The 23,038-nt window shown below is 48.9% G+C and carries 21 protein-coding genes, 2 tRNA genes, 1 rRNA gene and 2 riboswitches; of the genes, 4 read left to right on the top strand and 20 right to left on the bottom strand.

Annotated elements, in window-relative coordinates:
* Positions 1 to 114: 114 nt before the first annotated feature.
* Positions 115 to 576 carry a transcriptional regulator AsnC gene (gene asnC / locus L4D76_RS13955; RefSeq protein WP_107284749.1) on the top strand — a complete coding sequence of 154 codons (462 nt, stop codon included), beginning with the start codon at positions 115 to 117 and terminating at the stop codon, positions 574 to 576.
* Between the two features lie 76 nt (positions 577 to 652).
* Here asnC and hemB read toward each other — a convergent pair whose 3' ends face one another.
* From hemB to rmuC, 9 genes are all read right to left on the bottom strand, one after another.
* Positions 653 to 1,702, bottom strand: a complete 1,050-nt coding sequence (gene hemB, locus L4D76_RS13950; protein WP_428441498.1) for a porphobilinogen synthase — start codon at positions 1,700 to 1,702, stop codon at positions 653 to 655.
* A 55-nt stretch (positions 1,703 to 1,757) separates the two neighbouring features.
* Positions 1,758 to 2,555, bottom strand: a complete 798-nt coding sequence (tatD, locus tag L4D76_RS13945; RefSeq protein WP_428441497.1) for a 3'-5' ssDNA/RNA exonuclease TatD — start codon at positions 2,553 to 2,555, stop codon at positions 1,758 to 1,760.
* Between the two features lie 168 nt (positions 2,556 to 2,723).
* Positions 2,724 to 3,476 (bottom strand): twin-arginine translocase subunit TatC, encoded by a 753-nt coding sequence (tatC, locus tag L4D76_RS13940; RefSeq protein ID WP_428441496.1) that lies wholly within the window; start codon positions 3,474 to 3,476, stop codon positions 2,724 to 2,726.
* Positions 3,477 to 3,487: 11 nt separating this feature from the next.
* Positions 3,488 to 3,826, bottom strand: coding sequence for a Sec-independent protein translocase protein TatB (gene tatB / locus L4D76_RS13935; RefSeq protein ID WP_428441495.1), 339 nt, complete (start codon positions 3,824 to 3,826; stop codon positions 3,488 to 3,490).
* Between the two features lie 3 nt (positions 3,827 to 3,829).
* Positions 3,830 to 4,081 carry a twin-arginine translocase TatA/TatE family subunit gene (tatA, locus tag L4D76_RS13930; RefSeq protein WP_428441494.1) on the bottom strand — a complete coding sequence of 84 codons (252 nt, stop codon included), beginning with the start codon at positions 4,079 to 4,081 and terminating at the stop codon, positions 3,830 to 3,832.
* Between the two features lie 87 nt (positions 4,082 to 4,168).
* Positions 4,169 to 5,806: a ubiquinone biosynthesis regulatory protein kinase UbiB gene (gene ubiB, locus L4D76_RS13925; RefSeq protein WP_428441493.1), complete on the bottom strand. Its 1,638-nt coding sequence runs from the start codon at positions 5,804 to 5,806 to the stop codon at positions 4,169 to 4,171.
* Positions 5,807 to 5,812: 6 nt separating this feature from the next.
* A complete protein-coding gene (locus tag L4D76_RS13920) occupies positions 5,813 to 6,415 on the bottom strand; it encodes a ubiquinone biosynthesis accessory factor UbiJ (RefSeq protein ID WP_428441492.1) in 603 nt (200 codons plus the stop codon).
* Between the two features lie 7 nt (positions 6,416 to 6,422).
* Positions 6,423 to 7,178 (bottom strand): bifunctional demethylmenaquinone methyltransferase/2-methoxy-6-polyprenyl-1,4-benzoquinol methylase UbiE, encoded by a 756-nt coding sequence (gene ubiE / locus L4D76_RS13915; RefSeq protein WP_428441491.1) that lies wholly within the window; start codon positions 7,176 to 7,178, stop codon positions 6,423 to 6,425.
* Between the two features lie 72 nt (positions 7,179 to 7,250).
* Positions 7,251 to 8,789, bottom strand: coding sequence for a DNA recombination protein RmuC (gene rmuC / locus L4D76_RS13910; protein WP_428441569.1), 1,539 nt, complete (start codon positions 8,787 to 8,789; stop codon positions 7,251 to 7,253).
* A 308-nt stretch (positions 8,790 to 9,097) separates the two neighbouring features.
* Between rmuC and L4D76_RS13905 the strand changes: the two genes are divergently transcribed.
* A complete protein-coding gene (locus L4D76_RS13905; RefSeq protein WP_428441490.1) occupies positions 9,098 to 10,003 on the top strand; it encodes a DMT family transporter in 906 nt (301 codons plus the stop codon).
* Positions 10,004 to 10,076: 73 nt separating this feature from the next.
* Here the strand turns inward: L4D76_RS13905 and L4D76_RS13900 are convergent, their stop codons facing one another.
* Positions 10,077 to 11,300 carry a multidrug effflux MFS transporter gene (locus L4D76_RS13900; RefSeq protein ID WP_428441489.1) on the bottom strand — a complete coding sequence of 408 codons (1,224 nt, stop codon included), beginning with the start codon at positions 11,298 to 11,300 and terminating at the stop codon, positions 10,077 to 10,079.
* Positions 11,301 to 11,416: 116 nt separating this feature from the next.
* Here L4D76_RS13900 and L4D76_RS13895 point away from each other — a divergent pair, with 116 nt between their 5' ends.
* Together L4D76_RS13895 and L4D76_RS13890 are read left to right on the top strand one after the other, a co-directional pair.
* Positions 11,417 to 12,364 carry a LysR substrate-binding domain-containing protein gene (locus tag L4D76_RS13895; RefSeq protein WP_428441488.1) on the top strand — a complete coding sequence of 316 codons (948 nt, stop codon included), beginning with the start codon at positions 11,417 to 11,419 and terminating at the stop codon, positions 12,362 to 12,364.
* A gap of 81 nt (positions 12,365 to 12,445) precedes the next feature.
* Positions 12,446 to 14,233 carry an aminopeptidase P family protein gene (locus tag L4D76_RS13890; protein WP_428441487.1) on the top strand — a complete coding sequence of 596 codons (1,788 nt, stop codon included), beginning with the start codon at positions 12,446 to 12,448 and terminating at the stop codon, positions 14,231 to 14,233.
* A 129-nt stretch (positions 14,234 to 14,362) separates the two neighbouring features.
* Here L4D76_RS13890 and thiH read toward each other — a convergent pair whose 3' ends face one another.
* The 10 genes from thiH to rrf all read right to left on the bottom strand — a co-directional run bounded on the left by thiH (position 14,363) and on the right by rrf (position 22,907).
* Positions 14,363 to 15,475, bottom strand: a complete 1,113-nt coding sequence (thiH, locus tag L4D76_RS13885) for a 2-iminoacetate synthase ThiH (RefSeq protein WP_428441486.1) — start codon at positions 15,473 to 15,475, stop codon at positions 14,363 to 14,365.
* Between the two features lie 11 nt (positions 15,476 to 15,486).
* Complete coding sequence (locus L4D76_RS13880; RefSeq protein WP_428441485.1) at positions 15,487 to 16,257, bottom strand: thiazole synthase; 771 nt, start codon at positions 16,255 to 16,257, stop codon at positions 15,487 to 15,489.
* Positions 16,258 to 16,494, bottom strand: coding sequence for a sulfur carrier protein ThiS (gene thiS / locus L4D76_RS13875; protein WP_428441484.1), 237 nt, complete (start codon positions 16,492 to 16,494; stop codon positions 16,258 to 16,260).
* Positions 16,481 to 17,275, bottom strand: a complete 795-nt coding sequence (locus tag L4D76_RS13870) for a HesA/MoeB/ThiF family protein (protein WP_428441483.1) — start codon at positions 17,273 to 17,275, stop codon at positions 16,481 to 16,483. The genes thiS and L4D76_RS13870 overlap by 14 nt, the downstream gene beginning before the upstream one ends.
* Positions 17,265 to 18,515, bottom strand: coding sequence for a thiamine phosphate synthase (locus tag L4D76_RS13865; protein WP_428441482.1), 1,251 nt, complete (start codon positions 18,513 to 18,515; stop codon positions 17,265 to 17,267). Before L4D76_RS13865 ends, L4D76_RS13870 begins: the two co-directional genes overlap by 11 nt.
* The gene (thiC, locus tag L4D76_RS13860; protein ID WP_428441481.1) at positions 18,515 to 20,437 is read right to left on the bottom strand and encodes a phosphomethylpyrimidine synthase ThiC; all 1,923 of its coding nucleotides are present in this window, start codon (positions 20,435 to 20,437) and stop codon (positions 18,515 to 18,517) included. Before thiC ends, L4D76_RS13865 begins: the two co-directional genes overlap by 1 nt.
* Before the next feature lie 140 nt (positions 20,438 to 20,577).
* Positions 20,578 to 20,676, bottom strand: a riboswitch (TPP riboswitch).
* Positions 20,677 to 20,779: 103 nt separating this feature from the next.
* Positions 20,780 to 22,150, bottom strand: a complete 1,371-nt coding sequence (locus L4D76_RS13855; protein ID WP_428441480.1) for a voltage-gated chloride channel family protein — start codon at positions 22,148 to 22,150, stop codon at positions 20,780 to 20,782.
* Positions 22,151 to 22,227: 77 nt separating this feature from the next.
* A riboswitch (Fluoride riboswitch) is annotated at positions 22,228 to 22,292 on the bottom strand.
* A 276-nt stretch (positions 22,293 to 22,568) separates the two neighbouring features.
* Positions 22,569 to 22,645, bottom strand: a tRNA-Trp gene (locus tag L4D76_RS13850).
* Positions 22,646 to 22,683: 38 nt separating this feature from the next.
* Positions 22,684 to 22,760: transfer RNA gene (locus L4D76_RS13845), tRNA-Asp, on the bottom strand.
* 31 nt (positions 22,761 to 22,791) lie between these two features.
* Positions 22,792 to 22,907 (bottom strand): 5S ribosomal RNA (rrf, locus tag L4D76_RS13840).
* Positions 22,908 to 23,038: the final 131 nt, after the last annotated feature.

The raw sequence follows: 23,038 nt of genomic DNA, 5'->3' as shown, positions 1-23,038 counted from the left end.
CTTGAACCAATCACGGTTAATGGTGCTAACAAGTTTACTTTTTTGTTATGTTTACAAATTGTGCTCAGTATAAGATATGAGCAGTTGTGTATAAACAATGGATTAAGCAAAACCATGACCCAGCCCCCACGCATTGATGACTTAGATCGCGATATTCTCAACGCCTTAATGAATGACGCCCGGATCCCTTATGCGGAAATGGCCAAACGTTTCAATGTCAGCCCGGCCACTGTACATGTCCGGGTGGAAAAAATGCGCGCCGCAGAAATTATCACCGGCACAGAAGTGGTTGTGAATCCTAAACTGCTTGGTTATGACGTTTGCTGCTTTATTGGCATTAACCTCAATGCTGCCCGCGACTATCACTCTGCCCTTGCCAAATTAAATGAACTGGACGAGGTCGTCGAAGCCTATTACACCACCGGGGCTTACAATATTTTTGTGAAGTTGATGTGCCATTCTATTGAAGAATTACAATATGTACTGATCGATAAACTGCAGGCGATTGATGAAGTGCAATCTACGGAAACCCTGATTTCTTTGCAAAATCCGATCAACCGTAATGTAAAGCCATAAGACGGCGAGAGGCGAGAGGCGAGAGGCGAGAAAGGTTATTCCCGCCTCTGTGATTACTCAACCGATGAGTACCAATTTACTCAGTACAAGCGTCGGCGTCAGCCTTGCGGGCGGCAGCATCTTCCGCCAGCCACTCAGCAACGGATTTAGCAAAATAAGTCAGAATGCCATCAGCACCGGCACGCTTGAAGCACATCAGCGATTCCATCACAGTTTCGCGCTCTTTCAGCCAGCCGTTCTGAATAGCGGCCATGTGCATCGCATACTCACCGGAAACCTGATACGCAAAAGTCGGGACTTGAAGTTCCGTCTTCACGCGACGCACTACATCCAGATAGGGCATTCCTGGCTTCACCATCACCATATCTGCCCCTTCATTGACGTCCATCGCCACTTCGTGCAACGCTTCATCACTGTTGGCCGGATCCATCTGGTAGGTTTTCTTATCCCCTCCCTTCAGGTTGCCGGCCGAGCCGACGGCATCACGGAACGGGCCGTAATAATTCGATGCGTATTTCGCCGAATATGCCATGATCTGGGTGTGAATATGACCCGCTTCTTCCAGTGCTTCACGGATCGCACCGATCCGGCCATCCATCATGTCAGAGGGTGCCACCACATCAGCACCCGCTTCAGCGTGTGACAATGCCTGCTTAATCAATACATCGGTCGTGACGTCATTGATCACATAACCGCTTTCATCAATAATGCCGTCCTGACCGTGAATGGTGAACGGGTCTAGCGCTACATCGGTGATCACCCCCATTTGCGGCACATTCTCTTTCAGCAAACGTACAGCACGCTGTACCAGACCTTCGGGGTTGTAGGCTTCAGCAGCACAGATACTCTTGACGTCTTGAGAAACAACCGGGAACAGGGCAATCGCCGGTACACCGAGCTTGGACAGGTATTCCGCTTCCTGCAGCATAAGGTCGATAGATAGACGTTCAATACCCGGCATGGACTCAACGGTTTCACGACGGTTTTTACCCATCAGAATAAACATCGGATAAATCAGATCATTAACAGAAACCTGGTTCTCTGCCATTAAACGGCGGCTAAAGTCATGCTTACGCATACGACGCATACGGCGTGCCGGAAACGCGCCCTGGATAGATACAGACACTGCATACTCCTTGTATGAGTTAATTCACTTTTTCAATTATTCGATAATACCACCGTCACTGTGGTTCGGGTGATCCAATTACAAAAAACGCCTGCGTTGTAGCACAAGAATTTAGCATTACATCAGAGGCTTCCTGCCCCCGGCACTGTGCAATCACCTTGGCAATATGAGGCAGATATTGGGGCTCATTCCGGCTTGATTTCGGCTTAGGACGATAATCACGAGGCAATAAATAAGGACAATCCGTTTCAATCATCAGGCGATCATCGGGGATGTAGCGAATAATTTCACGTAGCTCTGTGCCACGGCGCTCATCACACACCCAGCCCGTGATCCCAATATGCAGATCCAGTGCCAGGCACTCTTTCAGCTCTTGTTCACTACCGGTAAAGCAGTGCAGTACCGCGGCAGGTAACTTACCTCGCCACGGCTTTAATATCGCCATAAAGCGTTCATGCGCATCACGGCAATGCATAAAGACCGGCATATTCAATTCTGCGGCTAACGCCAGCTGCGCTTCAAAGACGGCTTCCTGTTGAGGGCGTGGGGAAAAGTCTCGGTTAAAATCCAACCCGCACTCTCCAATCGCCACCACTTGCGGGGTTAACGCTAACGCCCGGATCGGCGGCAGAGATAAATCCGTGACCGTTTTAGCATCATGGGGGTGAACCCCTGCAGTACTGTAGCAATACTGTGGCCACTGCTGCGCCATAAGTTGTGCCTGCTGGCTTTCTTCAATGCTGGTCCCCGTCAGGATCAGCCCTTTCACGCCAGCGGCCTGAGCACGCGAGATGACCTCTGCACGGTCTTTATCAAATCGGCTGTTGGTCAGGTTAACGCCAATATCAATCATCTTACTTTCATCCGTTTTTTCAGATTATTCTTTAATGCCTTACTATTCATCGCGATTCAATTCACCGCAATTTCGCTCAAGAGCAAAGAGGTGGATAACGGCCTTATAAACAAAAAACCGGCACTCGGCCGGTTTTTTATCACAATGGATCACTGCTCTGGCAGACCATTACTCTTCATGCTGCTCGGCGTCACCTTCTCCTCGGCGTCCATAAAAACGCGTGAAGAACAGGCCAACTTCAAACAGTAGGCACATTGGTATCGCCAGCAACGTCTGCGAGATAATGTCAGGCGGTGTCAGCATCATCCCCACCACAAAGGCAGCCACGACAATGTAAGGACGTTTTTTCTTTAAGCTTTCCGGATCTGTTGCCCCCGTCCAGCACAACAGGATGATTGCAACAGGGATCTCAAAGGCGATACCAAACGCCATAAACAGCGCCAGAACGAAATCGAGATAACTGGCAATATCAGTCGCGACCTCCACACCTTCCGGTGCGATGCTGGTAAAGAAACCAAACACCAGAGGAAACACGACAAAATACGCAAATGAAACACCACCGTAAAACAGCAAAGAGCTGGAAAACAGCAGCGGCATAATCAGCTTACGCTCATGCTTGTACAGACCTGGCGCAATAAAGCCCCAGACCTGATACAAAATCATCGGTACAGCAATAAACACTGAGGTAACCAGAGTGAGTTTTATTGGCGTAAAGAAAGGTGATGCCACATCGGTTGCAATCATGGTTGCCCCTTCCGGTAGATGTGCTACCAAAGGGGCTGCCATGAAGGCATAAATGTCATTCGCAAACCAAACCAGACCAAGGAAAACCACTATTACACTCATAATGGAACGCAATAACCGATTACGCAGCTCAACTAAATGGCTGAATAACGGTTGCGTTTCTTCGACTGTCGACATAGTGATGTAATTTATTCCTGCTTTTGAGAAGTTGTTGCTGAGGTTTGCTCGTTTTTCTCAGCGTAGGGACGCTGCACATCCTTGGCGGCTTGCTTCAGCTCTGCCACAGAATCGTGCAGTTCAGGTGATAAATCCTTCATCCCCATTTTCTCGGCTTTTTTCAAATTCTCTTGCAGCTCCTGAATTTTCAGTTCCTGCGACAATTCATCCTTCACCGAGTTTGCCATATTACGAGCAGCGCCGACCCATTGCGAAACCGTACGGATCGCGACGGGAAGACGCTCCGGCCCCAGTACTACTAATCCCACCACCGAGATCAGTATTAACTCCCAGAACCCGATATCAAACACGTGTTAAACCTGCTCTTTGTCTTTTTGGCTCTTCTGAACCTGATCGCCTTTCTGCTCATCAGACAGTGTCTTCTGATCGAAATCAGCGTCAGTACTGTCTTTCTTCGCAGCTGTCTCATCATCGCCTATCGCTTTTTTGAAACCCTTAACCGCCGAGCCCAGATCACCACCCATGCTACGAAGTTTTTTAGTTCCGAACAAAAGAACAATGATCAGTGCAATAATTAGCAATTGCCAGATACCGATACCACCCATGCTTGTTTTACCTCAGCTCTTTGTGGTTAATGACTAATATAGCTAGTCAATAACGAATGAAAATGTTTAGGGGGCATACTTTAACCGCTATTTGCGGCAAGCACGCCATCCGAGTAACCAAAACGTGACCCCTGTAACGGCAGATACCGCCGGGAAAGTTTCAATGTGATTACTAAAAAGTATGGCAGAACATACCACCAGGGTAGCACCAATACCTAAATAGAACCTTGCCAGCCCCTGATAACGCCGACTCTCCATGAAATTATCATAAAGTTTATCGATACGTTGGTTCATTGCCTTGCCCTGGCGCAAACTGTCGTAAAGTAATTCTGGTATTTCCGGTAATTTTTCGGCCCAGAATGGGGCCTTGCTCTTTATCGCCTCCACCACGGCTTGTGGTCCGACCTGGCGCGACATCCAGTCTTCCAGAAAAGGCTTGGCGGTATCCCATAAATCCAGCTGCGGATACAGCTGACGACCCAGCCCTTCAACGTACAATAACGTTTTTTGCAATAATACCAACTGAGGCTGCACTTCCATATTGAAGCGACGCGCGGTATTAAACAAATTCAGCAGTACATGGCCAAAAGAAATTTCGCCCAGCGGTTTCTCAAAAATAGGCTCGCAGACGGTACGAATGGCAACCTCAAACCCATCGACATTGGTATCTGGGGGTACCCACCCCGAATCGACATGCAATTCAGCCACCTTGCGGTAGTCACGATGAAAGAATGCCAGCAGGTTTTCTGCCAGGTAGCGCTTATCTTCCCGGTTCAGGGTACCGACGATACCACAGTCTAAGGCTATCCACTGCGGGTTGTCCGGATTTTCATAGGAAACAAAAACATTTCCCGGATGCATATCTGCATGGAAGAAGCTATCACGGAACACCTGGGTAAAGAAAACGGTAACCGCATTTTCTGACAATCGTTTCATGTCAGTGCCATTCGCTTTCAGGGCATCAATATCAGACACCGTAATGCCATAAATGCGTTCCATCACCAGCAGGTTTTTGCTGCTGTAATCGGTAAACATCTCCGGTACATATAGCATTCCGCTGTCTTCAAAGTTGCGGCGCAGCTGAATACTATTCGCCGCTTCACGCATCATATCCAGCTCATCAAGCAGCGTTTTTTCATACTCATGCACCACTTCGACCGGGCGTAACCGACGTGCTTCCGGCAAAAAGCGCGATACGGTGCGGGCCATTCGGTACATCAGCCTGATGTCGGCCTTAATCACCGGCAAGATATCAGGGCGGATCACTTTCAGAACGACTTCCTGACCGTTTTCTTTTAACGTCGCCGTATGTACCTGAGCAATCGATGCCGAAGCCAGAGGGGTTTCATCAAAATCATCAAACCAGGTTTCTAGCGGTCCACCCAGTTCCTGTTCTATTTGTGTTTTGGCCAGTTTACCATCAAAGGGAGCAACCTGATCCTGAAGCAAGGCAAGCTGATCGGCGATATGCGGTGGAAACAGATCCCGCCGGGTCGACATCATCTGGCCAAACTTAATCCAGACCGGTCCCAGCTCCTGCAACGCCAGGCGCAGGCGCTCGCCAAGTGGCTTTTCAGGATGCTGATTTTTGATCCAGAACAGCGACTTGCGTGCCATTTTCGGCACTTTAATCCGGGGGTCGTCAGGCAATAAATCATCAAGACCGTAACGAAGCTGAACTTCGGTGATCTGATAGAGACGTTTACAATCAGAGAGAGTTATCATGGCCTGTTATTGCTCTAGCAGCTGATTAAATCGTGCTTCAAGACGCGCACAATCAGATTTCAAGTCATCGACTTGATCGGCAAAATAGGCGATTTCTAATGCTTGGGGTGCCAATTTCCATTCCTCGGTGATCACTTCCGCCAAATCACGCTGGCAACGCTCGACCCCGCGCTGAATAAAACGTGCGCCGGATTTAGCCCCGCTCACGACAGTGTGAGCAACAATATCCCCGGTGTAATGCGACAATTTTTCTTCGAGATCAGGCTTTAAGCCACTGAGTAAGGTGGAAAACTGTTGTGCCAGCTGAATATCACCCTCCACGGCCAGTTTATCGGCTTTAATTAACTGGGTAAGGTTGGCTTGCTGGCGTAGCTCAGGCAGCACGCTCAGGTTCAGCGCTAACTGGCAATCTACGTCTCCTTCATAAACTGCCAGCACGTCTATCTGCTGACTGAAAATGAAAATCAGCTGCTTGCCAAATTCATTAATGGTTACGCTGATCACTTTACCGCGCAAGCGAGCAAGACGACGCAGGCTTTCTGGATCGTCTTTTAACAGTCTATTCAGCGAGGTTTCTACCGCGCCGGTGACAAAGGCATCAAATGACATAGCGTCCTCAGAACTTAAAGCCGCGGTGCAACGCAACAATACCACCCGTAAGGTTGTGGTAGGTGGCTTGCTCGAAGCCAGCCTCTTCCATCATCCCTTTCAGCGTATTCTGATCCGGGTGCATACGGATAGATTCAGCCAGATAACGATAACTTTCACTATCATTGGCAATGATTTCGCCCATTTTTGGCAGCAGGTGGAAAGAGTATGCGTCATACACTTTCGATAACGGCTCCAGGATCGGCTTTGAGAACTCTAACACTAATAAGCGGCCGCCCGGTTTTAATACGCGGAACATCGAACGCAGTGCTTTATCTTTATCGGTGACGTTACGCAGACAGAAGCTGATCGTAATGCAATCAAAGTAATCATCGGGGAAAGGCAGCTCTTCGGCATTGGCCTGTACATAGCCGACATTCCCGACAATGCCGCAATCACGGAGCTTGCTACGGCCCACTTTCAGCATCGAATTGTTGATGTCAGCCAGTACGACCTGACCATCGTCACCCACAATACGAGAAAACTTAGCGGTTAAATCTCCCGTACCGCCGCCCAAATCGAGCACGCGCTGACCACGGCGAACACCACTGCAATCAATCGTAAAGCGTTTCCATACCCGGTGAATGCCCAGCGACATCATGTCGTTCATGATGTCGTATTTCGCGGCTACGGAATGAAAAACTTCCGCGACCAGGTTCGCTTTATCTTCCTTGGCTACGGTACGATAGCCAAAATGGGTCGTATCTTGTGTGGTATCCGTCATGCTATATCCGTCATGCTTATATGTGTAAACAACGGGCTTAGTGTACTTGATGGTCACGGTTTGCTCAAAGCACTACGGCAAATCATTTGCGGCAACGCACTCCGGACGGTCAACGTCCTTTCGTTCGCTCAGCACGGCATCGGCTTTTTCAACCAGGCCCGGGCTGATATCGCGCTTCACTTCCACTCCTAGCAGCTTAAAACCTTCGGCCTGGCGGATCATATTTCCCCGTCCGGTACTGAGCTTATTCATTGCGCCCTGATAACTCTGGCTGGCTTTTTCCAAGGAGCCTCCCACAGCTTCCATGTCAATAACGAACAAGCGCAATTTGTCATACAGCTTGCTGGCCCGATCAGCGATCTCCTTGGCGTTCTGGTTTTGTTTTTCATTACGCCATAGGTTATTGATCGTCCTTAAAGCAACCAGCAAGGTGGTCGGGCTAACCAGCATGATGTTGAGATCCATGGCATCGCGGATCAGGCTCGGATCCGCTTCTATTACCGCCTGAAAGGCGGGTTCAACCGGAATAAACATCAAGACATAATCAAGACTCTGTACCCCATGCAACTGATGGTAATCTTTGCGGCTTAAGCCACGAAGATGAGCACGAACAGAGGCAACATGTTCACCCATCGCCAACTCACGCTCGGCAACCGTATCGGCATTAAAGAAGCGCTCATAAGCCACCAGCGACATTTTGGCGTCAACCACCACGTCTTTATCTTGCGGCAAATGCACGACCACATCAGGCTGATAACGCTTACCGTCACCATTTTCCAGATTCACCTGAGTCTGATATTCATGGCCTTCGCGCAATCCTGATTCACTCAGCACCCGCGCCAGCACCACTTCCCCCCAGTTACCCTGCGCTTTATTATCGCCTTTGAGTGCCTGAGTCAGGTTAACCGCTTCCAGTGCCATCTGTTCATTGAGCTGCTTAAGATTATTAATTTCATGCACCAGGGTATGCCGCTCGCGGGCTTCCTGGCTGAAACTGTCGGTGACTTGTTTTTTGAATCCGTCAAGTTGCTCTTTCAACGGGTTAAGCAAGGTTTCCAGACTCAATTTGTTCTGTTCATCCACCGTCCGGGTTTTCTGTTCAAACAGACGATTGGCTAAACTTTCAAACTGCACCCGTAAACGCTCTTCCGCGTTTTCCAGCAACGCTATTTTTTCTTCGCCCGCTTTTTGCTCTTCAACATGGCGTGCAAACTGTTCGCGTAAGTCCGCTTCTAACCCGGCATTCGCAGAGCGGGCATTTTCCAGTTGCTCCGTCAGATACTGTTTTTCATTTTTCAGGGTTTCAAAATAACGCATTTTCTCTAATGCGGCGGCCAGACGAGCATGCATCTGGCGCAGTTCACCGGTCAAACGGTCACGCTCGATATCAAGCCCGTCAAGATCCTGATTACGTTCAGCCAAGACCTCTTGCAATTGTTGTTCACGGCTTTGCGCCAATCGCCTATCGGCGTCGATCTGCTGCTGAAATAATTGGGCTTGCTGCTGCAAACGCCCTCTCATCCACAATCCAGTGATCACACTGGCAATCGTTGCTCCTGAAAGGGTGGCTAATGCAACCAAAGCACCACCGCTAAGCCATTCAGTCATCATTGTTGTTAAACCTGAAATTATTTTTAAACCGGAAAAAGTAGGAATTGCGAGTTCAAAGGCTAAGTGGATACTGGATGAATGTCCAGTAATTATCGAACCCGTCAGGAGCCCTTGATAATCACTGACAGAATTGTTCATCATGATTGGGCTGATGGTCACAGCATGACACCCTGTGATCTGGTCGCGCTAAAAACAATCGAATAGACTGGCGCTCTTTATGATGAACATCAGACTTCTTTTTTAAATGCTGTTGTTGCGGCTCAACTCGTAATCGGTGGAAGGCTTCGCAGCTTATTAATGGATAAACAATGAACGAACGTCATGCGCTTGGGTATGGATTAGCTGCAGTTCTGCTCTGGTCGACGGTAGCGACCGCCTTTAAGATCACCCTCGAATATTTCACTCCTATTCAGATGATGGTCGCCGCCAGTATTGTGTCGGCCATCGTGCTAACCCTTATTGCTTTTTTTCAGGGCAAATTGCATCTGTTAGGCCGCACGTTTACGGCTCGCCCGCTCTATTATCTGACGCTTGGACTCATCAACCCATTTGCTTATTACCTGGTGTTATTTAAAGCCTATGAGCTACTGCCGGCATCCCAGGCTCAGCCAATTAATTACAGCTGGGCAATCACGCTGACTTTGATGGCCGCGATTTTCCTTGGCCAGAAAATCCGTAAACAAGACTGGATCGCCTGCGCATGCGGCTACTTGGGTGTGGTGATTATCGCGACTAAAGGGGATGTGATGGCGTTGCAGTTTGACAATCCTCAGGGCGTCGCACTGGCACTGTTTTCTACCCTGCTGTGGGCGATGTACTGGATCTTAAATACGAAGAACCAAGCCGATCCGGTGTTAGGGGTATTGCTGGGCTTCTTACTCTCGCTGCCATTCTCCATCGGCCTTAGCTTGTATTCCGGTAGTTGGGGCACCGTGCCATGGCAAGGCTGGTTAGCCGTAAGCTATGTCGGTTTGTTTGAAATGGGCATCACTTTTGTGCTGTGGCTGAATGCGCTGCGCCTGACTAACAATACCGCACGCATCAGTAATCTCATTTTTATCTCGCCTTTCATTTCCCTGCTGTTGCTGGCCACAATTATTGGCGAAGAGATCCCCCCCTCAACGTTAGTCGGTTTAGTCCTGATCGTCTGCGGTTTGTTGATCCAGCAGTGGAAAGGCAAGAAAGAAACAAAAAAAAGCCTGTCACATAAGTGACAGGCTAAACAGATAGCAGGGTTGTCGAGACCCAGCGCCTCTAGGGATCAAAGGCGTCTAGTTATGATTTTTGTTAATGAGCAGGCACTGCGCTGTGCCAACGGTGACCCAGCTTCGACCATAGAATCAACAGGCCGGGGATCAGTAACCACATCTGGAAGGTCAGCAGCATGGGTGGGGTGAGATCCAGGCGGTGAGTCAGACTTACCATCATGCCGGCACCACTCATCTGAAACAGGCCAAGCAAGGCCGCGGCAGTCCCGGCACGATCACCGAAAGGTGCCAGCGCCTTACCTGCAGATGAGCCCAGCACAAATGCAAAGCCAAATGAGCACATGAAAATGGGCACCATAAAGGCCCAGGCTTGCGAGATGCTGCTGAATGCCAGCATCGCAGCGCCAGAAATGACCAGTAAAATCAGGCCCGTGCTCAGTGTTTTGCGGGTACCGAATTTATCCATGTATTTCGGTGCGATCATACAAGCCAGGATATTCAATGCCGCATTGACTCCGAACCATAGGGTGAACTGCCCCATATCCTGACCCAGTTCCATCATCAACCAGACCGGCGCTGAAGTGACATAAGCCAGGATCACCGCCATTGACAGCATGCAAAGCGTGGCGTGGAATAAAAATGCCGGCTCACGTAGCACTGACATGTAACGATCCAGGCTAATCATTGCGCCATCAGTATTGGTGTCTGCCGGTCGGGTTTCTTTAAAGCAAATAGCAATGAAGCTACCTGCGACCAGCGCAAAACCCGCCATGAAACTGAAGTTAGACCGCCAGCCAAACTCATGGGTTAACCATGAACCTAAGATCGGAGCCAAAGCCGGAATAAAACAGATTGCACCATTGAGGTAGCTGATCATACGGCCGCTACGTTCCGGGCCGAAGCTGTCACGCACAGCAGCAAATGCGGCTACCGAGGTTGCACAGGCACCGAAGCCCTGCAGCAGACGCGCCACCAGCAATAAATCTAATGTTTGTGCCCAGTACGCCATCGCTGAACTCAGGGCATAAATGGTTACACCACCTAAAGCAATTGGACGACGACCCAAACGGTCTGCCAGAGGGCCTGCTAACAGCTGCCCCAAGCCCAGACTGAACATGAACCAGGTAACGGTATCCTGCACCCGGGTTGTATCTACCGCGAATGTCTCCGCCATCGCGGGAAGCGCAGGTAGATAAATATCGATAGCAAGCGGGCTAAATAAAACAAGTACCACCATTAAGGCGACTAATCTTGTTCCTGTTGCGGCAGTCTGCTGACTAACGGCTGATGTTTCTGGCTGCATGTGACTTTCCTATTTAATGACAGCGGCAGTCTAAGGTTTTAGTGATATGAATAGAAATGGTTTATATTCAAACCAGAATTTCCATTTTGGAATATCACTATTGGCAGAGGTGCACAGTGTCATTTGAAAAGCTTGCCCGGCTCGATCTCAACCTGCTGGTTTGTCTTCATGTACTGTTAGAAGAGTGCAGTGTCACCCATGCAGCCAAGCGGTTGCATCTAAGCCAGTCGGCGGTCAGTAAAAGCCTGACTCGTCTGCGTGAGCAGTTTAATGATCCCCTGTTTATCCGCTCGTCCCATGGCCTCAAGCCGACACCACGGGCACAAGCCCTGTTACCGCTATTAGAGCAACTGCTACGGGATATCGAACAACTGGCGGCACCGGTAGAATTTATGCCACAAAGCAGTGATCGCCATTTCAAAATGGCATTAGTGGAAAGTGCCTACCCGCTATTACTGCCGCAATTTCTCAGTGAGGTTTTCAGTAAAGGCCCTAATATCATTTTAGATACCCAGTCCTGGGAGCCAAGCACCTTCAGCAAACTGCAACGCGGGGAAATTGATTTCGGCGTTACCGGCAAAGATCTCAATCCCAAGGATGCCATGCTAACCTTAATGCCACCCAAAGATATCGTGTGGCAGGAACTCCACCGGGATACCCAGCGCTGCATTGTGCGTAAAGATCACCCGCTCTTAAACCAGCGATGGGATCAGGATAATTATCTGCGTCAGCGCCACATTCAGGTTCGCTGTGACGGTAGCGATCGCTGGTTACTCGATTACAAGCTGGCGGATCTCGGTCTGCAAAGAGACATCGCGATATATGTGCCAGACTTTAATAGCGCGGCCAGCCTCTGTACCCACACCGATCTGGTGTTTACCGCTCCCAGTCATTTTGCCAACTATATTGCCGCCCAGCTTGATTTGGTGGTCGTACCGCTGCCGTTCGATCTACCTGCTATGGCTTATACGTTATTCTGGCATCAACATCAGGAAAAAGATCCGGGACATAGCTGGTTGCGTCAAATAATAATCAGTCGTTGTGGTGAATTATCAGCCTCTTAATTGCAGCTACAGGCTAAAAGCGATACCGTAATCATTATTCCGTCAGCTGCGACGGTGGCATTCATAAAGGAACAATAAACCATGCAAGCAGTTATCTCACAACGCGTTGAGCAAATTCGCCAATGGCTGGCTGAAAATCAGCTCGACGCATTGCTTATTCCTCATGAAGATGAATATCTGGGCGAATACATCCCCGCTCACAACGAACGTCTGCTTTGGGCAACGGGTTTTACCGGTTCTGCAGGTATGGCGGTGATCACCCGCGACAAAGCTGCTGTCTTTGTTGATGGTCGTTATGTGGTACAGGTTCGTAAACAAGTACCGGGTGAAGTCTTTGAATATCGCCATCTGATTGATGAGCCACCAGTTCAGTGGACCCAGGATAACCTTGCCGTTAGCAGCAAAGTGGCCATTGATGCCCGCCTGCACAGCGGCGCATGGCTAACGGGTACAACAGAAAGCCTTGCTGGATCCCTGGAGCTGGTCTGTATTGATGCTAATCCAATCGATACGCTATGGCATGATCGCCCGGCGGCGACACTGTCTGATGCCAAATTGATGGGCTTGGATTTTGTCGGCCAGAGCAGCAATGACAAGCGCAATAAAATTGCCGCAGAGCTGATAGAACAGAAAGCTGAAGCGGCATTACTGACTCAGGTAGACAGTATTGCCTGGTTACTGAATGTCCGTGGTAGTGACGTACCAAGTCTGCCGGTACTGCTATCGACTGCTATTATTCATGCTGATGCCAGCGTGGATTTCTATATCGACCCTGTTCGTCTGCCTGCTGAATTTGCCGCTCATGTCGGCGAAGGTGTTCGTACCCACCAGCCAGAAGCATTAGAAGCCGGCTTACAAGCACTCAACGGTAAACACGTTCTGGTTGATCCGGCAACGAGTAACGCCTGGGCTGATCAGGTATTACGTGCCGCTGGTGCCAACCTTATCGAAGCCGCTGATCCTTGCTTACTGCCAAAAGCCGCCAAAAATCCAACCGAAATTGCCGGGATGAAAGCATGCCATATCCGTGATGGTGTGGCTGTTTCTAAGTTCCTGGCATGGGTTGATGCACAGGTAGCAGCGGGTAATTTGCTAGATGAAGGTACACTATCTGACAAGTTATGGCAGTTCCGTGTCCAAGATACCAGCTGCAGTGATGTGAGTTTTGATACGATTTCTGCCGCTGGCGGCAACGCGGCAATGTGTCACTACAATCACTTAAACCAGCCAGAACCAAGTGTACTGGAAATGGATAATGTCTATCTGGTCGATTCAGGCGGCCAGTACCCGGACGGCACAACGGATATTACCCGCACCATTGCCATCGGTCAGCCAGGTGATGAAGTAAAACAGACCTTTACGCTGGTACTGAAAGGTCATATTGCTCTTGCTTCAGCACGTTTCCCGAAAGGCACAACCGGCTCACAACTTGATGCACTGGCTCGTCAGCATCTTTGGGCTCATGGCTTCGACTACGACCACGGTACGGGTCACGGTGTGGGTCATTTCTTAAGTGTTCATGAAGGCCCGCAACGCATTGCGAAAGTGTATAACCCAACCGCACTGCTTCCGGGTATGGTGCTTTCTAATGAGCCGGGTTACTACCGTGCTGATGCCTTCGGTATCCGTATCGAAAACCTGGAGCTGGTGGTAGAAGTGGCAACTCAAGGTGATATGACCGTAATGGGCTTTGAATCCCTGACCCGTGCTCCGATCGATCGTCGCTTGATTGACCTAAGCTTGCTTAACGATGTTGAACTAGCATGGCTCAACAACTATCACCATACCGTATTTACGGTGATCAGCCCGTCACTTGAAGGTGATGATTTGGCGTGGTTAGCGCAGGCAACGGCACCACTTAAGCGCTAACACCACAAGAGATTAAGACCTGACTTTAATGAGTTAGGTACCTAAAACATAAAACTCCCGCCCTCATATCGAGCGCGGGAGTTTTTTATCTGAAGCTAAGTTACGACAAGGAATGAGGAAAAAGGATAATTAACCGGAATAAGCATGATGCCAGTCCTTCCACACCACTTCAAAACCATGTTGCTTCACTGCTGCAGCGACATCGGCAACCGAACGTTCGTCACTGATCGAGAACTGCTCAAGCTCCGGCTCATCATTGGCATATCCGCCAGGTTGTGTTTTCGACCCTGCCGACATGCTGGTAACGCCTAAAGGCAACACATTATCTCTGAATTCAGGAGCTTCACGGGTCGACAGCGATAATTCTACCTGTGGATTAAACATCCGATAAGCACAAATCAACTGAACCAACTGGCGATCACTCATGACCGATTTAGGTTGCAAGCCACCTTCACACGGGCGTAAGCGCGGGAAAGAAATCGAATAACGTGTTTGCCAATACGTACGCTCAAGATAATCAAGATGACTTGCCGCAAAGAAACAATCTGTCCGCCACTCTTCCAAACCAATCAAAGCACCAATACCGATTTTATCTATCCCCGCTTTTGCCAGGCGATCTGGCGTTGCCAGTCGGTATTCAAAATCCATCTTATTTCCACGCAAATGGTGTTCGGCATAGGTTGGTGCGCTGTAGGTTTCCTGATACACCATTACCGCATCTAAGCCTAAGGTTTTCAGCTCGGCATATTCATGTTGTTCCAGCGGCTGTACTTCCATGGCCAAATAACTGAACTGTTGTTTGATCGTCGGTACCGTTTTACGAAAATATTCCATTCCCACTTTGCGTTCATGCTCACCGGTAACCAACAACACACTATCAAAGTTCATTGCCTTGATTGCCTGGCACTCAAGCGCGATATCTTCGATAGCTAAGGTACGTCGCTTGATCCGATTCTCCATCGAAAAGCCGCAATAGGTACAGGCATTCGCACACAAATTCGATAAATATAGCGGGACATAAAACGATATCGTATGACCGAAACGCTTCCGCGTTAATGCCGCCGATTGTTGTGCCATCTGCTCTAGATACGGCTCGGCCGCCGGTGAAATAAGCGCTTTGAAATCTTCCAGATCTCGCTTAGTTTTACGTAATGCACGCTCTACATCTGCAGCCGTTTTACTGTAGATAGATAAGCGCACATCATCCCAATCAAGCTGCTTCCAGACATCAACATAACTCATGCCGATCCCCCTTATGCGCTTTGATCTAAGAAAGCCGTTAACGGGCTTGAAGCTATTGCATGATTAACCGTACCCGCCAAGCCCGCTTCATAGGCCAAACGCCCACTTTCAACAGCCAATTTAAATGCGCGCCCCATTGCAACCGGATCGGCTGCGGCAGCAATCGCGGTATTTACCAGTACCGCATCAGCTCCCATCTCCATCGCTTCGGCTGCATGAGAAGGTGCGCCGATACCGGCATCAACAATCACAGGTACCCGGGCCTGATCGATGATAATTTCAAGAAAATCACGCGATGCCAGCCCTTTGTTGGAACCAATCGGTGCACCTAACGGCATCACCGCAGCACAACCCACTTCTTCCAAGCGCTTACATAACACCGGATCAGCATGGCAATATGGCAGCACTATAAAGCCATCACGTACCAGTTGTTCTGCCGCTGCCAGCGTTTCAATCGGATCCGGCATTAAATACTTAGGGTCCGGATGAATTTCCAGTTTCAGCCAGTTTGTACCCAGTGCTTCACGGGCTAACTTGGCAGCAAAAATGGCTTCTTTGGCATTTTTTGCCCCTGAGGTGTTCGGCAGTAAGTTCACACCCGCTTTAATCAACGGAGCCAGAATATCATCGTCACGGTTATCAATGTCGACCCGCTTAAGCGCCATCGTCACCAGCTCAGATTCAGATATGATGATGGATTCAGCCATTGTCTGACTGTTCGCATATTTACCAGTGCCGGTAAAAAGGCGAGAAGAAAACGTTTTATCCGCAATAGTTAGCATTTAGCCTCCCGCAATGGCTTGAAACAAAGCAATACGATCACCAGCACTTAATTGTGTGCTGTCCCATTCACTGCGTGCGACGATCTCGTCGTTTAAAGCTACCGCAGTGGCTTGTAGTGGCATTTCCAGAGTCGTCAGCAACGCTGTTAGACTTTGCTCTAATGAGCAATCTACGGGCTTATCGTTCACCCAGACCTGGATCTGAAGGTCATTAATTATCTGGTTATTGATTGTCATTAGAATGCCGCTCTCCTTTGTCACTACCCGGACGACAAACAGGACACTGCTTATCCCGAGTAAGGTTAAATCGGTGCCAGGCCATCGTGAGGCCATCAAATTGTTGCAACGAAGCAAAGGCAACTTGTCCCGCTCCGGTAATACATTTAATCGTTTCCAATGCCTGCATGGTTCCCATCATGCCGACAACCGGACCGGCAATGCCTGAATTGCTGCAATTCTGTGGCTCGGGTGGGGCATCGGATTGCAAGGGGAACAGGCAGTGATAACACGGCCCTTGTTTTTGCCTGAAATCAAATGCCATCAACTGCCCTTGCCAGCGAATGGCCGCACCGGAGATCAGTGGCTTACCCGCAGAAAAACAGGCCTGATTTACCGCATGTCGGGTGGGCAGATTATCGGAGCAATCTAAAATGACATCTGCCAGTTCAACCTCCATCGCCAGACGCTGATTGGCTAAGCGGACTTGTACCGCACGGACCCGAATATGCGGATTAAGCGCCTGGAGCTGCTCAGCCGCCATTTTGGCTTTGCGTTGCCCCTGATGGGCATCACGATAAATCACCTGACGCTGCAGGTTCGAGCTGTCGACTTCGTCGTCATCAGCGATCACGATATTTCCTACGCCAGCTCCCGCCAGATACAGTGCGGCTGCCGAGCCTAAACCACCGGCACCGACTAATAGAACCTGAGAGCGAGTCAATAGCTGCTGACCTTGTTCACCGATTTCCGGCAACATGATCTGACGGTTGTAGCGAAGAAATTCCTGATCACTCAACATCAAGCTGTTCCTCAGCCACTTCATGCCGAACCAGCAATTGATTAAATGCCTCAATCGCCGCTTTTGTATCATCGGCCTGAGTCACCGCGCGAACCACAGCCACACTACTGACCCCGGTGCGCCATACTTTTTCCGCACGAGATAAATCAATGCCGCCAATCGCCACTGTCGGGAACGCATCACCAATCAGTTTTTGATATAAAGCCAGACGGTTCAGACCTTGCGGCTTGGACGGCATCTCTTTGGTGGTGGTTGGGTAAATATGACCCAGTGCGATATAACTCGGCGAAAACTCCACGGCTCGCAGGATCTCAAAATAGCCATGTGTCGATAAACCAATGCGCAAACCAGCCTGCTGAATTGCGGTCAAATCAGCGGTATCTAAATCTTCCTGACCAAGGTGAACACCATAAGCGTGATGCTTAATCGCCAACTGCCAGTAGTCATTAACGAAAACCTGAGCATGATAAGCATTGCCCAAGGCAATAATTCGTTGAATTTGATCTTCAAGCTCAGGATCTTGCGAGTCTTTAATTCGCAGCTGGGTAGTTTTCACATCCAACTTGAGTAAGCGTTCTACCCACTCTGCCGAATCGACAACCGGGTACAGTGTCAGCTGCGTCGCATCCGTCGCAGCAAAGGGATCAACCGCCACTTCTTTACTGTGCCAGCCTAACTCGGTGACTTCCGGATGATTCGCCGTTAATGGGCGAGGAAACAACTCACGGCGCATTGGCCAGCTAATTTCACCATGGCCATCCGCATTCGATTCCTGATAACTACGAGCATGGGCGCGCGCTAAGGTCACCGCATCTTCCAGCGGATAATCGAGCGCCAGTGCAGTTAGTAACATCGCACGCTGAGGATCACTGGCCCCGGCATGGTGGCAATAAACCGCACGTGCTTCACCGTTATGATGCCAGATATCAACGCAGCCCTTATCCGTTGGCAAATCACACACCACTAATGACGGATTTTGCTCAACCTTATGCTGCATCTCACTCAAAGTCGGATAGGGTGCTAACCACTGATCCAGCACTCTGAAGCCATCAATACCAGCTTCAGCCTGGTTAAATACCAGGCTGAACTGACGCTCTTCAATTTGAATCTCTACAGCACCCGAATCACTCAACTTCACACTGACTGACTCACCAAGCTGATACTGATCAGCGGTGGCCAGCAGAGGTTCTACATGCATTAGCAGTGGCGTTAAACTATCGGGTAAACATAAAGAGCTCATTAACTATCCTCTTGGGCAGGGTGGTATAACTCACTTCCTCGGGAACGGAACTCATCGGCTTTCTGTTGCATGCCTTCCAATGGGTCATCCAATAACTTAATTGCCAACTCTCCGCTCTGTTCCAGCTTATTCGCATAATCACGAACTTCTTGTGAAATCTTCATCGAACAGAATTTAGGCCCGCACATAGAACAAAAATGCGCAACTTTGCCAGATTCCTGAGGCAGGGTTTCGTCATGATATGCACGAGCAGTATCAGGATCTAAACCCAGATTAAATTGGTCTTCCCAGCGGAATTCAAAACGCGCTTTTGACAAAGCGTTGTCTCTGACTTGTGCGCCAGGGTGGCCTTTTGCCAAGTCTGCCGCATGAGCACATAACTTGTACGTGATCAGACCCACTTTTACGTCGTCTTTATTCGGTAAACCAAGGTGTTCTTTCGGAGTGACATAACACAGCATAGCGCAACCATACCAACCAATGACTGCTGCACCAATTCCCGAGGTAATATGATCATAACCAGGTGCGATATCTGTCGTTAGCGGGCCCAGTGTATAAAATGGGGCTTCATGGCAATGCTTCAGCTGCTCTTCCATATTTTCTTTGATCATGTGCATTGGCACATGACCCGGGCCTTCAATCATCACCTGGACGTCGTATTCCCAGGCAATTTTCGTCAGTTCACCCAGTGTACGTAGCTCACTAAACTGAGCTTCATCGTTAGCATCTGCGACAGAACCCGGACGCAGGCCGTCTCCTAAAGAAAGGGAGATATCGTATTGCGCACATATTTCACATATTTCACGGAAATGAACATAAAGGAAGCTTTCTTCATGATGCGCTAAACACCACTTAGCCATGATCGAGCCACCGCGTGACACAATGCCGGTCAATCGCTTTGCTGTCATCGGCACATAGCGAAGCAACACACCAGCATGAATAGTGAAGTAATCAACCCCTTGCTCGGCTTGCTCTAGCAAAGTATCGCGGAAGACTTCCCAGGTCAGGTTCTCGGCAATACCATTCACTTTTTCTAACGCCTGATACATAGGTACCGTACCAATTGGCACGGGACTGTTACGGATGATCCACTCACGAGTTTCATGAATATTACGTCCGGTTGAAAGATCCATCACGGTATCGCCGCCCCAGCGAGTTGACCACACCAACTTTTCAACTTCTTCTTCAATGGAAGAGCTGACTGCAGAGTTACCGATATTGGCATTTACTTTCACCAGAAAATTACGACCAATGATCATCGGTTCAGATTCTGGATGGTTAATGTTGGCAGGAATAATGGCACGACCTTCTGCCACTTCCTGGCGCACAAACTCAGGAGTAATTTCAGAAGGCAGGTTAGCACCAAAGCTGATGCCGGGATGCTGTAGGTTCAGTACTTCATCTCGATACTGGACACGCCCCATGTTTTCGCGAATGGCAATGTATTCCATCTCAGGTGTCACAATGCCTTTTCGTGCATAGTGCAGCTGGGTAACACATTGCCCTTGCTGGGCACGGCGAGCATGAATTCGCTCGGCAAAACGAAGGTCATCCAGGGTATCGTCAGATAAACGTTCCTTGGTATATTCAGAGCTTAACTCACCTAAGAGTTCAGTATCACCACGCTCATCTATCCAGCCTGAACGAATTTTATTTAAACCAGCATAAATATTTACAGGCTGCTCGGGATCGGTATAACAGCCTGAGGTGTCATAAACACGAATAGGTTCATTGGGTTCAAAAATAGGATCTGTCTTAGTTCCGCCAACAAGGCTGTCTGACAGAGAGATCTCACGCATGGGTACCTGAATATCATCTCGGCTACCTTGCACATAAACTTTCCGGGAATTAGGAAAAGGTTGGGCGGTTAGTGAATCTATAAATTGTTTAGCTTCCAGTCTCGCTTGTTTGCGATTCGACATAGCAAATTCCTTGAGTATCCATATAGAGGGAAATTGCTTGGCGGATTGGCGCGTAAACAAGAGGCGTACACGTAGAATGTGCAGCATCATCTGGTGCGCTAGTTGTGTATTAATGTTGTGTTTCTATCAATACAGCTAGGCAGAAGAATTCTCTTGTTCCCTTTCGCAGGTATTAGCCTGATCAGGTTCAACGGATCCCGTAATACGGTCTCAGCCATTTGGCACTCCGACAAGTTTCGAAAAGAGTATAGGGAAGGGAATAAATCACAGCAAGAGCAAAACAAAGAAAATGATGAACTAATGTGAAAACAAATATGGCCGCACAAATGTGCGGCCTTACGATTATTTGGAATGTTTTTTAACTATTGCTTTCAGCAATGATGAATGGGTTTCACGCAGCTCACCTAACTTATGGGTAATTTTCGGTGCACCTTTTAAGTCAAATAACTTAGGTACAGCAACCCGCTGCGATGAATAAATACCGGTATGACCACTAAAATAGTAAGCTGTAAAACAAGCTATCGCAAAGTACAACATATAGTCTGCACCAAACAACTCGACGCCCATAATGGTACAGGCAAGCGGGGTATTGGTGGCCGCAGCAAAGACAGCCAAAAAGCCAAGTGCCGCAAATAGGTCAACCGGCGCACCCATAACCCAGGCCATGGTGTTTCCTAGTGTAGCACCAACAAAGAATAATGGAGTCACCTCTCCACCTTTATAGCCAGCAGCCAGGGTAATAGCGGTTAACAATAATTTGAGTAGCCAGCTATACCATTCAGCGCCTCCTTGACTGAAAGCACTTAAAATACTGACACCTCCATCTCGGCTAGAATAGACCCCGAGACCGATATAATCATAGTTACCAATCAAGTGAACAGAAGCGATAACGATCAACCCCCCGGCCACCACAATAAGGTATGGATTTTTCAGGGTCGCTTTAAAGATATCTTTAAAGGCATGGGTCAACTCACCAAACAAGTATCCAGCCAAACCAAAGGCGATCGAAGCTAAAATGATTTTCCCGATCAGGAAGATATCCACTTTTACCGCATGCTCAAATAAGGTAATTGTCTCTAAGAAGTCAATGCGATAATGAGTATGATGCGCTCCCCATGCACTACATACCAGATCGGCAAGAATAGCGGCAAAAAGGGCTGGAATAATTGCATCAAACTTCAAGCGACCAATTGCCAGTACTTCCAGTGCAAAAATTGCCCCGGTTAATGGCGTCCCGAATACCGCACCAAATCCTGCAGCCACCCCGGCAATAAGGATCAAGCGTGTGTCAGCTTCATTGAGTTTAAAAACCCGGGCAAGCCAGTGTGTTGTTGCTCCGCCAATTTGAACGGCCGTACCTTCCCGGCCCGCAGATCCCCCAAATAAGTGAGTGATCACCGTCGTAATCAATACCAGAGGTCCCATACGGGTAGGAATGCCAGCTCCTGGCTCATGGATCTCATCCATGATGAGGTTATTGCCCCCTTCAGAGTTTTTACCCAGATTGCGGTAACAATAAACAATCACAATGCCTGCAAGGGGTAATAAGTAAATCAACCAGGAATTGTCGATTCGAGTCGTCGTAGCCACACTCAATATCCAGAGAAAGAAGGCATTGAGTGAACCGACAATGACAGCGACAGGGATAATAAGTAGCGTCCATCTGAGGATATGGACAAAAATTTTAGGGTTTTCGCTTAATGGATGAGCCATACCAGCCTATCTATATCAGGTTTATATCTTAGGATAGATAACATGGCAAATAGCCCTGCCATAGATAGATCTATCCTACTACAGCAGGAGTCATCATCTCAGCAAGAGCGGTTAAAGGTGGAACTCCATCACCCGTCACAAGCATGACGCCAGCGACAATAAAGGCATGCTAACGGTAATCATCACCGGCAACAAGTTCAAAATGCATTTTTCTCCTTTGAGTTGACATGGGGCAGTTAATTTTCCCAAACATCAGATACGAGAAAGCCCCGACCTGAGTCGAGGCTTTGAATGTGGCAGGGATGGAGAGATTCGAACTCCCAACACGCGCTGTTTCGGTATTAAGGGGAGCCTGTTCTGCCAATTTGAAGCTATACAACGAAAAAAGCCTCAGCATTTCTGCTGAGGCTTTCTAAAGTGGCAGGGGTGGAGAGATTCGAACTCCCAACACGCGGATTTGGAATCCGCTGCTCTGCCAATTGGAGCTACACCCCTATCGTATAAATTTAAAGAGCGATACAACTCTAAATAAGTGGCGGAGTGGACGGGACTCGAACCCGCGACCCCCGGCGTGACAGGCCGGTATTCTAACCAACTGAACTACCACTCCGCAGTGTCTATTCAGCATAAAGCTATTTGGCGCCTGGCGATGACCTACTCTCACATGGGGAGACCCCACACTACCATCGGCGCTACTGCGTTTCACTTCTGAGTTCGGCATGGGATCAGGTGGGGCCACAGCGCTATGGTCGCCAGACAAATTCTGTTTATTCCCGGCCAAAGCCGAAAATAGCAATCTTGGAAAGTTAACTAGTTTTTCAAATCGTTCTCAAACACCATTCAAGTGCTTATGGAGTCCAGTTAAAACCCCTTGGGTGTTGTATGGTT

The sequence above is a fragment of the Photobacterium sagamiensis genome (genome assembly GCF_050337085.1).
Taxonomy (GTDB): domain Bacteria; phylum Pseudomonadota; class Gammaproteobacteria; order Enterobacterales; family Vibrionaceae; genus Photobacterium; species Photobacterium sagamiensis.
This window is presented reverse-complemented; position numbering and strand designations above follow the sequence as displayed.